Genomic DNA, 13,796 nt, shown 5'->3' on the forward strand with positions numbered 1-13,796 from the left:
CGATCAGCCTGCCACGTTGAGCTCCGTTCGCCCGGGTGACACGACGTCGCCGTACAAGGTCGTTCGTTGCCGGGCCGGGCGCCCGGCCGCGGCTGCGATCGCTTCGAGCTCGGCCGGCGTACGGCGCGACCCGTGCTGCGAGCCGGCCATCCGGCTGATCGTCTCCTCCATCAAGGTGCCGCCGAGGTCGTCGACGCCGCCGCGCAGCATCTCGACACAGCCCTCGCCGCCGAGCTTCACCCACGAGGTCTGGATGTGCCGGATCCGCCCGTGCAGGAGGATGCGCGCCATCGCATGAACCGCGCGGTCCTCGCGGCGAGTCGAACCCGGCCGGGCAAGGCCGGCCAGGTAGATCGGCGAGTTGTGATGCACGAACGGCAACGGCACGAACTCCGTGAAGCCGCCGGTCTCGGCCTGGATGCGCGCAAGCAGCTTCAGGTGGGCGACCCAGTGCGCCGGGGTGTCGACGTGCCCGTACATCATCGTCGAGGTCGTCGGCAGCCCGAGCGCGTGCGCGGTGGTGACGACCTCGACCCAGGTTGCGGCCGGCAACTTGCCTTTGGTGAGGACCCACCGGACCTCGTCGTCGAGGATCTCCGCCGCAGTGCCCGGCAACGAGTCGACGCCGGCTTCCATCGCGGCGATGAGCCAGTCACGGATCGACAGGCCCATCCGTGCGGCACCGTTCACGACCTCCATCGGGCTGAACGCATGCAGGTGCAGCTGTGGCTGCCGCCGTTTGATCTCCCGGGCCAAGTCGAAGTACGCCGTTGCCGGCAGCTCCGGCGAGATGCCGCCCTGCATGCAGATCTCGGTCGCGCCGACGAGTGCCGCCGCGTCGGCACGAGCGCCCACCTCATCGAGTGACAGCGTGTAGGCGTCGGCGTCCGTACGCCGCTGCGCGAAGGCGCAGAACCGGCAGCCGGTGTAACAGACGTTGGTGAAGTTGACGTTGCGGTTGACGACGTAGCTGACGGTGTCACCGACCGCGTCGCGGCGCAGGTCATCGGCGAGCCGTGCGAGCGCGTCGATCTCAGCCCCCGGGAGCGCCTCGAACAACACGAGCGCGGCGGCGTCGGACAGCCCGGCCGGGTCGGACTCGGCCTGCCGCAACGCAGCCGCGAACTCGCGGCCGAGGCGGGCCACGCCGGCCGGCTCGGCAACCGCACTCCCCCGCCGACGGGCCGCGTCGCTGACCTGCACCGCATCCCATGCGCCGTACGCGGTGTCGACATCTGACCGCGCCTGCTCGCGCCGCCCCTCGGTGTCGATCGCTTCGAACAGGTCGACGCGCCCGGCGTCATCCCATCCGCCGTCCGGTTCCTGCCAGGGGATGCCGGCCGGCCGTGCATCGGTCCGGGCCAGCCCGTGCTGGTCGCGAAGGGCCGCGACGTGCGGGCGCAACCGGGGGTCGAGCCACGGCTCCTCGAGGTACCGCGGATGCGCGGTGAGCCGCTCGGTGAGGGCGTATCCGCAGTCCGCACTGACCCGGGCGAGCTCATCGAGCTGCGGCCACGGTCGCTCCGGGTTGACGTGGTCGGGGGTGAGCGGCGAGACACCACCCCAGTCGTCGATGCCGGCTCGCAGCAACCGGCGGCACTCGTCGAGGTCGACCAGGTTGGGCGGAGCCTGGACTCGCACCTGAGGACCCAGGACCATTCGCGCGACGGCGATCGTCGCGACGTAGGTGTCGAGGTCGAGATCGTTCGAGCTGCGCATCGCCGTGTCCGGCTTCGCGCGGAAGTTCTGGATGATGACTTCCTGGATGTGGCCGTACTGCCGTGCGAGCGCGCGCAGGGCGAACATCGACTCGACCCGGTCGGCCGTCGACTCGCCGATGCCGATGAGCAGCCCGGTCGTGAACGCGATGTTGCTGCGGCCGGCGTCCTCGATCGTGCGCAGCCGCACCGCCGGCACCTTGTCCGGGCTGCCGCGATGTGCGGGAACGTCAGCGGTCGTCTCGAGCATCAGGCCCATCGACGGCGCGACCGGCTTGAGGCGCTGCAGGTCCTGCCACGTCATGACCCCCGGGTTGAGGTGCGGCAGCAGACCGGTCTCTTCCAGCACCCGGATGGCCATCGCGCGCAGGTAGCCCAGGGTCGAGTCGAACCCGTGCGCGTCCAGCCAGTCCCGCGCGGGCTTCCAGCGCGCCTCGGGGTTGTCGCCGAGGGTGAACAACGCCTCCTTGCAGCCCGCCGTGGCACCACGACGGGTGATGTCGAGCACCTCGTCCGGCGTGAGGTACGGCGCGGGAAGCCGGCCCGGCGTCGTGGCAAAGGTGCAGTAGTGGCAGCGGTCACGGCACAGTCGGGTCAGGGGCACGAACACCTTGCGGCTGTACGTGACCGTGCCCGCGCGGCCGAGCGCGGCAAGGCCGGCGTCCCGCACCCGGGAGGCGATCCCGGCAAGCCGGTCGAGGTCCGCTCCCCGCGCCTGCAGCAGGACCTCGGCCTCGGTGCGGTCAAGGGCCTTGCCGTCGTCCGCACGACGCAGCGCCCGACGCAGGGCGTTGCCGCCGGCCCCCGCGGTCGAATCGGGCCGCTGCATGCAGTCGACCCTACGCGGTAGGCAAGACTGCACCGCGTGCGTGTCACGGTGCTGTCCGGCGGGGTCGGTGGCGCTCGCTTCCTGCTCGGGCTGCGTGAGCTCGGGCACGACACCACCGTCATCGCCAACACCGGCGACGACGTCACCATGCTCGGGCTGCGGATCTGCCCCGACCTCGACACCGTGATGTACACCCTCGGCGGCGGGATCTCGGCCGAACGCGGATGGGGTCGCGAGAACGAGACCTTCCGCATCCGCGACGAGCTTTCGACGTACGCCGCTTCGATCGAGGACGCCGGCGTTCCGGACTGGTTCGGTCTCGGCGACCTGGACCTCGCCACCCACGTGCTGCGCACCCAGTGGCTGCAGGCCGGCGTACCGCTGTCCGAGGTGACCCGCCGGTTGTGCCGGCGCTGGGACACCGGCGTGCGACTGCTTCCTGCGACGGACGCGCCGATCGAGACCCACGTGGACCTCGAGGACGGTCGCAGCGTGCACTTCCAGGAGTGGTGGGTCCGCCTGCATGTCGCAGTTCCGGCGACCGGTTTCGACATTCGCGGCGTCGATGCCGCGAAGCCGGCGCCCGGTGTACTCGATGCGCTTCGGGATGCCGACCTCGTGCTGTTGCCGCCGAGCAACCCGGTCGTCTCGATCGGCGTGATCCTTGCGGTTCCTGGCATTTCTGCCGCGCTGCGCGCGACCCCAGCGCCCGTGGTCGGGTTGTCGCCGATCGTCGGCGACGCACCGGTGCGGGGGATGGCGGATGCGTGCCTCGCGGCGATCGGGGTCGAGACGACGGCCGAGGCCGTCGCCCGGCACTACGGCGCGCGACCCTCGGGCGGGTTGATCGACGGCTGGCTGGTCGACGAGCGCGATGCCCATGCGGTGGCACCGCTTCGTGCTGCCGGTTTCCGCGCGGCCGCCGTGCCGTTGATGATGGACGACCTCGGTGCGACCGTCGCGATGGCCCGCGCTGCCGTCGATCTGCCCAGCGGAGCCGGCTGATGCCCGTGCGGCTCGAGCTCTTCGGCGTCGACGGCCTACCGGAGGTGACGGCGGGCGACGACATCGCGGGGCTGCTCGCCGCGGCCGGCGCCGAACTGCGCGACGGCGACGTCATCGTGGTGACGAGCAAGATCGTGTCAAAGGCAGAAGGCCGGTTGGTCACCGGAACCCGCGCCGACCACCTGGCCGGCGAGACCGCTCGGGTGGTCGCGGAACGCGGAGACACGCAGATCGTCGAGACGCACCACGGGTTCGTCCTTGCCGCCGCAGGAATCGACGCGAGCAATGTCCCCGACGGAGTCGTGGCGCTCCTGCCGGTGGATCCTGACGCGTCCGCAGCCCGGATCCGATCCGGTCTGCACGAGCGGCTGGGCATCGACGTGGCCGTCATCGTCAGCGACACCATGGGCCGGCCCTGGCGGGAAGGCGTCATCGACACCGCGATCGGCGCCGCGGGCATCGACGTGCTCTGGGACCTGCGCGGCGAGGGCGACACGAGTGGTCGCCCGCTCGAAGCAACGGTGATCGCCGTCGCAGACGAGCTCGCCTCCGCTGCCGACCTCGTCAAGGGCAAGCTGAGCTCGACACCGGTCGCCGTCATTCGCGGGTTCCCGGTCCGGCACGCGGAACCCGATCGCGGAGCCCGGCCGCTGGTACGTTCCGCCGCGGACGACATGTTCCGACGCGGCACTCGCGAGGCGATGCGCGATGCGCTCGACAACAGCGCGCCGCTCCCGGCGGTGGATGCCCCAGGGGTGAGCGACGTCGTGGTGGCCGAAGACGCGATCGTGCCGGCCGTCGATGCGGTGCGGACCGACGCCGTCAGGATCGACCTCGACGGCGATCGTGTGACGGTGTCCGGGACGGATCAGTTCACGGTCGGGATCGTGACCGGCCGGCTGCTGACCGCGCTCGCAACCCGCGGGCTTCGTGGTGTGGTCGCGCCGATGCCGGAAGGTGGGAGCGTCGTCGTCCGTCGCGGGTGACCGCGTCAGGGCAACGGAGAGAAGCGGATCGACGCCGGCGGGATCACGGCGTTGTTCCAGACGCGGATCCCGGCCGCAAGGTCGTTGTCCGCGCCGACGGTCGCGCCGTCTCCGATGACCGCGTCGGTCAGCGTGCATCGGGCGCCGATGCGGGCATCCGATCCGACCAGGCAGCGGACCAGCTGGGCGTCGGACTCGATGTGCGTACCGTCGCCGACGACGCAGCCGTCGACCCGCACGCCGTCATCGATCATCGCGGCGCCGACCGCTGAGCCACCGGTGACGTCGGCCGTGGCCGCGACCGTTGCCGCGACGTCGACGAGCGTGTCGCCGACCGGGCCCGGCAGGACCTCCGAGGGCGCAACGCCGCGCACGACATCGGCGCTCGCCTGGACGAAGGTGGCCGGAGTTCCGACATCCAGCCAGTACGACGGCTCGACGTACCCCATTACCAGCGAGCCGGCCGACAGCAGGCCGGGAAACGTCTCGCGTTCGACGGAGACCGGGCGACCGGCCGGGATCTCGTCGATGACCTGCCGGGTGAAGACGTAGCAGCCGGCGTTGATGAGGTTCGCCACCGGGTGGTCCGACTTCTCCACGAAGTCAGTGACCCGACCCTGCGGATCCGTTGGTACGCAACCGAAAGGCCTGGCGTCCTCGACCTCGACGAGGTGGAGGGTGACGGCTGCACCGGCGCGTCGGTGCAGGTCGAGCTGGGCACTCAGGTCGTGCCCGGACACGATGTCGCTGTTGAGGACGAGCACCGGCTCGTCCGGCCCCGACTCAAGGTGGCCGGCAACGTTGCGGATCCCGCCGCCGGTGCCGAGCGGCACGCGTTCGGTGACGTAGTCGATCCGCAACCCGATGCCCTCACCATCGCCCAGGTAGCCCGAGAAAGCCGTGGGCAGGTAGGACGTCGCGAGGACGAGGTGATCCACGCCGGCCGCGCGCAGCCGGGCGATCAAATGAGCGAGGAACGGCACGCCGGCCAGCCGCAACATCGGCTTGGGCGTGCGCAGCGTCAGCGGCTGGAGTCGGGTTCCCTGACCGCCGACGAGGACAACCGCCTCCACGGGCGGTCAGTTCTGCGCGGCAGCGCGGGCGTAGGACGCGAGGTGGGCTTCCGCGCTCGCCTGCCAGGTGAACTCCCGGGCCCGGTTGAGGGCCGCCTCGGACAGGCTGTGCCGGCGGGCCCCGTCGTCGAGAAGGGCGGAGAGCGCAGCGCCGATCGAGGCAGCGTCCGGCTCGGTGTAGGCGACCGCGTCGCCGCCGACCTCCGGCAGCGAGAGCCGTTGCGTGGTGAGCACCGGCGTCCCGCACGCCATCGCCTCGAGCACCGGCAGACCAAAACCCTCGCCATGACTCGGAAAAGCGACCACCGTCGCGCCGCCGAGGAAGCCCGGCAGGTCGGCGAAGCGCAGGTATCCGGGCCGGATCACCCGCAGGTGGCTCGGCACCTCGGAGATCGCAATGTCGACGTCGTCGTCCCATCCGCTGCCGCCGGCGAGCACGAGCGCGGGCGGGTCGTCGCGCCAGCTGACCGCCTCGACCCATCCGCGGATCAATGCGGGGACGTTCTTGCGCGGCTCGAGGACACCGAGGAACGCAATGTAGGAGCCGTGCAGCCCGAGCCGCGCCGCGACCCGTGCCTTCTCCGCATCGGTCGGCACGTGGAACAGCGCAGGATCGACGCCGTGATAGGCGACGTCGATCATCGTCGGGTCGGCGTCGAGCACCCTGATCAGCTCGTCCCGCGTCGCCTTGCTCGGCACGATGACGCGAGTGGCACGGCGCAGCGCGGTGCGCGTCGCCGACCGGAAGAAGGTGCCCTTGACCGCGGTGATCGCCTCGGGCTGGGTGAAGAACGTCGCGTCGTGAATGGTCACGACGACCGGCAGGCCGACCCGCAGAGGCATCGTGTAGTGCGGCGAGTGCACGACCTCTGCGGCAAGCTGCTGGGCGACCAGCGGGAGGCCGGTCTGCTCCCACGCCAACCGTGCCGGACGATGCGCGATGGCCGGCGGCCCGGGCACGACGACGGCTTGCGGGGCAAGCAAGGAGTAGCGCTCGGCATCGGCCCGCTGGCAGACGATGGCAAGGTCGGCGCCGACCGCGCCCAGCGCTCCTAGAAGGCCGTCGACGTACCGCCCGACCCCGCCGCGGTCGGCGGGAACTGCGGTCGCGTCGACCAGCACTCGGGGGGCCACGAGCGGCTCCCTCCCCGTCTGATCCCTGTGTGTTGACTGCGTCTTGTTCTCCGCAAACCAGCGTAGCCCCGATGGGTGGTGCCCGCCGGTGCGACACCCTTTCGTTAACCCCCGCGACGACTGGCGGATCCTTACCGGATGACAACGCCTGCCGACCTGCTCGCCGCCGAGCTCCGCCGGGACGGGGCACGACCGTTCGCCACCTACTACAACGATGCGAGCGGGGAGCGCATCGAGCTGTCGGTCGCCACCACGGCGAACTGGGTCGCGAAGACCGCCAACCTCTTCATCGACGAGTACGACGTCGAGCCGGGGGACGTTGTGGTGGTCAGGCTTCCCCTGCATTGGCAGGCGATCGTTGCCCTGCTGGCGTCCTGGGCCGTGGGTGCCCGGGTCAGCTTCGACGGCGCCGGAGCCTTGACCATCACCACCCTCGACGAAGCCGCCGACGGCCCCGTCATACGCCTCGCACTCGCCGCGATGGGCGCCGACTTCAGCCGCCTCGTCGCCGCTCAGCCGGACGCGTTCGACTCGTACGACGCAACCGGGGGCGATCTCATCGAGGCAGCGGACACGGAGCTGCCCTTCGCGGCGAGGGTTCTCACGGTGCTGCGCTACGACGACGGCCCGGCACTGTTCCACGGCTTGCTGGGGCCACTGGCGGTCAGCGGCTCGGTCGTCCTCGTCACCGGCGCGAACGACGAACAGCTTTCGCACCATGCGCGGACCGAGCAGGTCACGCACACCCTCGGGGTGTCGATCGACGACCTGCCACGGCTGGACGATCCCGGCCTGACCTGACTACCAGCGGCCCGCCATCTCGACGAAGACCGCCATCGAACCCGGCTCCTTGAGTGCGCCCTCCGAGACTGCCTGGTCGAGGGGAACGCCGGACAGCACCCGCTTCACCGGCACCTCGCACTTCTTGCCGTTCAACGTCCGCGGCACCACGTCCACCGCGACGATGTCGTCGGGGACGTGCCGAGGCGAGAGCTGTGTCCTGATCCGGCGTCGAAGCTCCGGCGCGACGTCGTCGAGGGACGCGCCCTCGCGCAGTACGACGAACAGCAACAGATGACCGTCGTGACCCGCGGCCGACGTGTCGACCACCAACGCGTCCTCGACCTCGGGGACGTCGTCGACGACCTGGTAGAACTCGCTCGTCCCCATGCGCACGCCGGCGCGGTTCAGGGTGGAGTCGCTTCGCCCGTAGATCACGCACGAGCCGTCGGCACCGATCGCGATCCAGTCGCCGTGCCGCCAGACGCCCGGATAGGTGGCGAAGTACGCCTCCCGCAAACGGGTGCCGTCGGCGTCGTTCCAGAAGCCCACCGGCATCGAGGGCATCGGCTCGGTGATGACCAGCTCACCCACCTCTCCGACGACCGCTTGGCCGAAGGAGTCGTATGCCGCGACCGCGGATCCAAGCAGCGCGCAAGGGATGATGCCGGCGCGCACCGGCAGCCAGGTCGCGCCGCCGACGAACGCGCTGCACACGTCGGTGCCGCCCGACAGGGACGACAGCATCACGTCATCGCGGACCGACCCGTAGACCCAGGCGAAGGCCTCGGGAGGCAACGGCGCGCCGGTCGAGCCGACCGTCCGCAGGGCCGACAGGTCGTGGTCGCGCCCCGGCTCGAGACCTGCCTTGGCACAGGCCTGCAGGTACGGCGCGCCGAGACCGAGGCAGGTGATGCGGTGCTTGTCGGCGAGCCGCCACAACGCGTCCGCGTCCGGGTACGACGGGTTGCCGTCGTACAGCACGACCGTCGCCCCGACCGCAAGGCCGGAGATCAACAGGTTCCACATCATCCAGCCGGTGGTCGTGAACCAGAAGAACCGGTCGCCGGGGCCCAGGTCGAGATGAAGCGCCAGCTGCTTGGTGTGCTCGAGCAGCATGCCGCCATGCCCGTGCATGATCGGCTTCGGCAGGCCTGTGGTTCCTGAGGAGTAGAGCAGCCACAGCGGTTCGGCGAAACCCATCGGCTCGAAGCCGGGTTGCGGATCGGTGGCGAGAACATCGGCCCAGTCGTGCGAGTCGGGAAGCGTCGCCGCCGGATCGAGATAGGGAATGAGAACGGTGGCCTGCAACGACGGCAGCTTCCGGCGGAGCTCGGTGACGACGGACCTCACATCGAACTGCTTGCCGCCGTACCAGTAGCCGTCGACGGTCAGCAGCACGACCGGCTCGATCTGGGTGAACCGGTCCTCGATCGCGGTGGGACCGAAGTCCGGAGAGCAGCTCGACCAGATGGCGCCGAGCGACGCGACGGCGAGCACGCACACCAGGGCTTCGATGCCGTTCGGGAGCAACGCCACGACCCGGTCCCCGCGCTGCACGTCGTGTTCGCGCAGCCAGCCGCGAACCCGTGCCACGCGATCGCGCAGCTCGTCCCAGGTGAGCTGGGTCTCGGTGCCGTCCTCGCGGACCGCGATGACGGCGGCCCCCGAGCCCTCGACGGCCGCAAGGGGATGCACCAGGTGCTCGGCGTAGCTCAGCCGGCCGCCCTCGAACCAGCGCGCACCGGGCATCCGGCGTTCCTTCAACGCCCGTTCCGGATGGCTGGTCCAGCGGATCCCGGCCCACTCGTCGACCGCTGACCAGAAGCCGTCGAGGTCGCTGACCGACCACCGGTGCAGCTCGTCGTACGACGCGAACCGCATGCCACGGTGCGCCTCGACCCAGCCGGCGAAGTCGGTCAGCCGCGACGCCTGCACCCGAGCGGGCGGTGGCGTCCAGAGCAGATCGCCTTCGCTGACCACCATGGGGACGCTAGCGGCCGGGACGCGACGGCGCGGGGCAGCAGTCGAGCGGGCACACATCGTGCGCCGGCCCGAGCGTCGACAGCGCTCGGCGGGCGCGGGTCGGATCCAGCCGTTCCTCGACGAGCTCGCGCACCATGGCGGCGAATCGGGGATCGGGGCCGGGGGTCGGCGTTCTCCGCATCCGAAACCCGAGTTGCTCGGCCGCCGCGGCGGCTTCGACGTCGAGGTCCCACCGCACCTCCAGGTGGTCGCTCACGAACCCGACCGGCACGACCACGACATCCGTGACGCCTTCGGCGGCGAGCTCGCCGAGGTGATCGACGATGGCCGGCTCGAGCCACGGAACGGACGGCGACCCGCTACGGCTCTGGTAGGCCAGCCGCCACTGCAGCTCCGGCGCGGCGGTAGCGACCAGGCCGGCCGCCACCTCGAGCTGCTGGACGTAGGCCCCGCCACCGGGCCCGGACCGCGCCGCCATCACCTGCGGGATGGAGTGCGCCGTGAACACCATGCGGGTGCTCGCCCGACGCTCGGCAGCGATGGCCGCGACCGCCTCGCGCACGGCATCGCGCTGCGGCTCGATGAAACCCGGATGATCGAAGTACTGGCGCAGTCGCAGCAGCTCCGGGGCCGGCTCGCCGACCTGCGCTCGGGCGGCGGCAAGATCCTCCTGGTACTGCCGGCACGACGAGTACGACGAGTACGCCGACGTGACGAACACCAGCGCCCGTCGGACGCCGTCAGCGGTCATCGTGGCGACCGTGTCCGCGACGAACGGGTGCCAGTTGCGGTTGCCCCAGTAGACCGGCAGGTCGAGACCGCGTGCGGTCAGCTCCGCGCGAACCGCGTCGACGAGGGACCGGTTCGCAGCGTTGATCGGGGACACACCGCCGAAGTGGTAGTAGTGCTCTGCGACTTCGGCGAGCCGTTCGGCCGGCACGCCGCGGCCCGCGGTGACGCGCTCGAGGAACGGCATGACGTCGGCCGGACCTTCGGGGCCGCCGAAGGACAGGACCAGCAGTGCGTCCACGGTCACCGAGCGATGCTGCCCTTCAACAGGCTGCGCGCCATCACCAACCGCTGGATCTGGTTGGTTCCTTCGTAGATCTGGGTGATCTTCGCGTCGCGCATCATCCGCTCGAGCGGGAAGTCCTTCGTGTACCCGTACCCGCCGAGCAGCTGCACGCCGTCGGTCGTGACCTCCATCGCGGTGTCGGACGCGAAGCACTTGGCCGCCGCCGAGGCGAAGGTGAGGTTGGGTGCGAGCCGCTCCGACAGCGCAGCCGCCGTGTAGATCAGTGAGCGCGCGGCCTCGGTCTTCATCGCCATGTCGGCGAGCAGGAACGACACGCCCTGGAAGTCCGCGATCGGCCTGCCGAACTGCTTGCGCTCCTGCACGTACCCGAGGCAGAAGTCCACCGCGCCTTGGGCGATGCCGAGGGCCTGCGCCCCGATGGTCAGCCGCGTGTGGTCGAGCGTGCGCAACGCGGTCTTGAAGCCCGACCCGGGCTCGCCGATGATCCGGTCGGCAGGGATCCGCACGTTGTCGAGATAGACCTCTGCGGTCGGCGAGCCCTTGATCCCCAGCTTGCGCTCGGGGTTTCCGAAGCTCACGCCGGCATCGCTCTTCTCGACCACGAACGCCGAGATCCCTCGCGCGCCTGCCGACGGGTCGCTCGATGCCATCACCGTGTAGAAGCTGGAGATGCCGGCATTGGTGATCCAGCGCTTGACCCCGTTGAGCACCCATTCGTCGCCGTCGCGCTCGGCCCGGGTCTTCAGGTTCGCGGCGTCGCTGCCCGCGTCGGGCTCGGAAAGGCAGTAGCTGAACAACCCTTCGCCGTTGGCGAGCTTCGGCAGGTACGCCGCCTTCACGTCGTCCCCGCCGCTGAGCAGCAACCCCGTCGTTCCGAGCTTGTTCACTGCCGGGATCAGCGACGAGGACGCGCAGACCCGCGCGATCTCCTCGATCACGATCGCGCTCGCGATCGCGTCCGCGCCCACCCCGCCGTACTGCTCCGGCACGTGCACCGCATGCAGGTCAGCCGCGACCAGCGCGTCATGCACGTCCCAAGGGAACTCTGCCGACTCGTCGATCTCCGCCGCCCGCGGCGCGATCTTGTCCGCGGCCAGCTCACGAACCGTCTCACGCAGCAGGCGGTGCTCCTCCGGCAGCGTGAACAGGTCGAAGGCTGGGTTCACAGGCCGATGCTACGGGCGGCTCACCCTACGATCGGCTGATGAGCGCTCCGAGACTCACCGTCATCGGCACGGGCTATCTCGGCGCCACTCACGCGGTCTGCATGGCGGAGCTCGGCTTCGAGGTGCTCGGCATCGACGTCGACCAGGTCAAGATCGACCGGTTGTCCGCCGGCGAGGCGCCGTTCTACGAGCCTGGCGTCGACGAGCTGCTCCGGAAGAACCTCGCAACCGGCCGGCTGCGCTTCACCACCTCGATCGAAGCGGTCGCCGCGTTCGGCGACGTGCACTTCCTGTGCCTCGGCACCCCGCAGAAGCCCGGCGAGTACGCCGCAGACCTTCGCTACATCCACGAGTCGCTCGACCGCCTGCTCCCGTTGCTCAACCGGCCCTGCACGGTGGTCGGGAAGTCGACCGTCCCGGTCGGCACCGCAGCCAGGGTCGCCGAGCGGATCGCGAGCGAGGCACCGGCAGGCCACGACATCGAGCTGGTGTGGAACCCGGAGTTCCTGCGCGAGGGCTTCGCCGTCAAGGACACCCTGCGCCCCGACCGGTTGGTGATCGGGATCACCTCCGAGGCCGGCGAGAAGGTCATGCGCGAGGTCTACGCGCCGGTGATCGACGCCGGAACTCCGGTCGTCGTGACGGACCTGCCGACCGCCGAGCTGGTGAAGGTCGCGGCGAACGCCTTTCTCGCCACCAAGATCTCCTTCATCAACGCGATGGCAGAGGTGTGCGAGGCCGCGCACGCCGACGTCACGAAGCTCTCCGAAGCGCTGGCCCACGACCCCAGGATCGGCGGGCGCTTCCTGCACGCTGGCCTGGGTTTCGGCGGCGGCTGCCTGCCGAAGGACATCAGAGCGTTCATGGCCCGGGCCGGCGAGCTCGGCGTCGACCAGGCGCTGTCGTTCCTGACCGAGGTCGACGCGATCAACCTGCGCCGCCGCGCTCGCATGGTCGAGCTGGCCCGCGAGCTGCTCGGCGACTCCGTGGTCAACCGGCGGGTCGGCGTGCTCGGCGCTGCATTCAAGCCGGAAAGCGACGACATCCGCGACTCGCCCGCGCTCGACGTCGCCTCCCGGCTGAAGCGGATGGGCGCCCACGTACGGGTCTACGACCCCGCCGCGATGGACAACGCCCGCACGCTCTACCCCGACCTCGAGTACTGCGCGTCGGCGGTTGAGGCGTCCCGTGCCGCCGACGTCGTCCTCCATCTGACCGAATGGCGCGAGTTTCGCGAGATGGACCCCGAAGTACTGTCTGGTGTCGTGGCGCAACGGAGCATCGTGGACGGCCGGAACGCGCTCGATCCAGGCCGCTGGCGAGCCGCCGGCTGGACCTATCGGGCGCTGGGTCGACCGTAACCGGATTCGGTCCGGGCCCGGAATTAGCCCGGATGGAGCATTCATAGTTGGGCCGTTTGGCGTCGACATATAGGACAGCCAGGCAACAAGAGGAGTAAGAAATGACCAAGCGTGACGGGGCTCCCCACCCGCAGATGGACGAGATCGACACTGTCCTCGAGCTGCTGGAAGCCGGCATCCCGTTGACGCTGCTGCTCGACCTCGCGATGCCGATCCAGTCCGCCGAGGTCTACCGCACGGAGCCCGGATCCGCCGACTGGCTACCCGCTCGGGTCGCCTGAGGCCGCATCAGCAAGGCGAGCAACCGCACGGCGGTCGAGCTTCCCCGAGCTCAGGCGCGGAATCGCGTCGACCACCACGATCCCCTGCGGACGGGCTGCCGCCGCCAACCGGTCGGCACACCAGGAGCGCAGGTCGCCGACGGCCGGCGCCGAGTGACCGGCACGAGCGACGACCACCGCCACGAGCCGCTGCCCCCACTGCTCGTCGGCGACGCCCGTGACGGCGGCGTCGGCCAGATCAGGGTGGCCGGCGAGCACCGCTGCCACGTCATCCGCGGAGACGTTCTCGCCGCCGGTCACGACGACATCGTCGGTGCGGCCCAGCACCCGCAGCGTGCCCTCCGCGGAGAGCTCGCCGCGGTCGGCCGTCACCAGCCAGCCGTCGACTAGCGCCTCCGCATCGAGGTCGGGGCGCAGCCGGTAGCCGGCCATCAGCATCGG

At 70.4% G+C, this 13,796-nt stretch carries 12 protein-coding genes; 5 read left to right on the forward strand and 7 right to left on the reverse strand.

All coding sequences use genetic code 11. The annotated features are described in order from the left end of the window. Nucleotides 1–3: 3 nt before the first annotated feature. Nucleotides 4–2,547, reverse strand: coding sequence for a bifunctional FO biosynthesis protein CofGH (locus VME70_08320; GenBank protein ID HTW20198.1), 2,544 nt, complete (start codon nucleotides 2,545–2,547; stop codon nucleotides 4–6). A gap of 36 nt (nucleotides 2,548–2,583) precedes the next feature. Between VME70_08320 and cofD the strand changes: the two genes are divergently transcribed. Then, nucleotides 2,584–3,552 carry a 2-phospho-L-lactate transferase gene (cofD, locus tag VME70_08325; GenBank protein ID HTW20199.1) on the forward strand — a complete coding sequence of 323 codons (969 nt, stop codon included), beginning with the start codon at nucleotides 2,584–2,586 and terminating at the stop codon, nucleotides 3,550–3,552. After that, nucleotides 3,552–4,538 (forward strand): coenzyme F420-0:L-glutamate ligase, encoded by a 987-nt coding sequence (locus VME70_08330; protein HTW20200.1) that lies wholly within the window; start codon nucleotides 3,552–3,554, stop codon nucleotides 4,536–4,538. The genes cofD and VME70_08330 overlap by 1 nt, the downstream gene beginning before the upstream one ends. A 5-nt stretch (nucleotides 4,539–4,543) precedes the next feature. On the opposite strand, the gene VME70_08335 is transcribed toward VME70_08330, so the two are convergent. Then, a complete protein-coding gene (locus VME70_08335) occupies nucleotides 4,544–5,611 on the reverse strand; it encodes an NDP-sugar synthase (protein ID HTW20201.1) in 1,068 nt (355 codons plus the stop codon). 6 nt (nucleotides 5,612–5,617) lie between these two features. After that, nucleotides 5,618–6,745: a glycosyltransferase family 1 protein gene (locus VME70_08340; protein ID HTW20202.1), complete on the reverse strand. Its 1,128-nt coding sequence runs from the start codon at nucleotides 6,743–6,745 to the stop codon at nucleotides 5,618–5,620. 138 nt (nucleotides 6,746–6,883) lie between these two features. On the opposite strand from VME70_08340, the gene VME70_08345 reads away from it, so the two are divergent. Next, a complete protein-coding gene (locus tag VME70_08345; protein ID HTW20203.1) occupies nucleotides 6,884–7,546 on the forward strand; it encodes a TIGR03089 family protein in 663 nt (220 codons plus the stop codon). Here VME70_08345 and VME70_08350 read toward each other — a convergent pair whose 3' ends face one another. From VME70_08350 to VME70_08360, 3 genes are read right to left on the reverse strand one after another with little or no spacing between them, the layout of a single operon-like run. Further along, nucleotides 7,547–9,511, reverse strand: a complete 1,965-nt coding sequence (locus tag VME70_08350) for an acetoacetate--CoA ligase (GenBank protein ID HTW20204.1) — start codon at nucleotides 9,509–9,511, stop codon at nucleotides 7,547–7,549. Nucleotides 9,512–9,518: 7 nt separating this feature from the next. After that, entirely contained in the window at nucleotides 9,519–10,547 is a 1,029-nt protein-coding gene (locus VME70_08355) for a ferrochelatase (protein ID HTW20205.1), read from the reverse strand. Then, the gene (locus tag VME70_08360; protein ID HTW20206.1) at nucleotides 10,544–11,713 is read right to left on the reverse strand and encodes an acyl-CoA dehydrogenase family protein; all 1,170 of its coding nucleotides are present in this window, start codon (nucleotides 11,711–11,713) and stop codon (nucleotides 10,544–10,546) included. The genes VME70_08355 and VME70_08360 overlap by 4 nt, the downstream gene beginning before the upstream one ends. A 38-nt stretch (nucleotides 11,714–11,751) precedes the next feature. Here VME70_08360 and VME70_08365 point away from each other — a divergent pair, with 38 nt between their 5' ends. Together VME70_08365 and VME70_08370 are read left to right on the forward strand one after the other, a co-directional pair. Then, nucleotides 11,752–13,074 (forward strand): UDP-glucose/GDP-mannose dehydrogenase family protein, encoded by a 1,323-nt coding sequence (locus tag VME70_08365; GenBank protein HTW20207.1) that lies wholly within the window; start codon nucleotides 11,752–11,754, stop codon nucleotides 13,072–13,074. 101 nt (nucleotides 13,075–13,175) lie between these two features. After that, nucleotides 13,176–13,355, forward strand: a complete 180-nt coding sequence (locus VME70_08370; protein ID HTW20208.1) for a hypothetical protein — start codon at nucleotides 13,176–13,178, stop codon at nucleotides 13,353–13,355. On the opposite strand, the gene VME70_08375 is transcribed toward VME70_08370, so the two are convergent. Further along, nucleotides 13,335–13,796, reverse strand: a 462-nt coding sequence (locus tag VME70_08375) for an AMP-dependent synthetase (GenBank protein HTW20209.1), incomplete at its 5' end; no start/stop codon positions are given. The genes VME70_08370 and VME70_08375 overlap by 21 nt on opposite strands.

It is taken from the genome of Mycobacteriales bacterium, assembly GCA_035504215.1.
Taxonomy (GTDB): Bacteria; Actinomycetota; Actinomycetes; order JAFAQI01; family JAFAQI01; genus DATAUK01.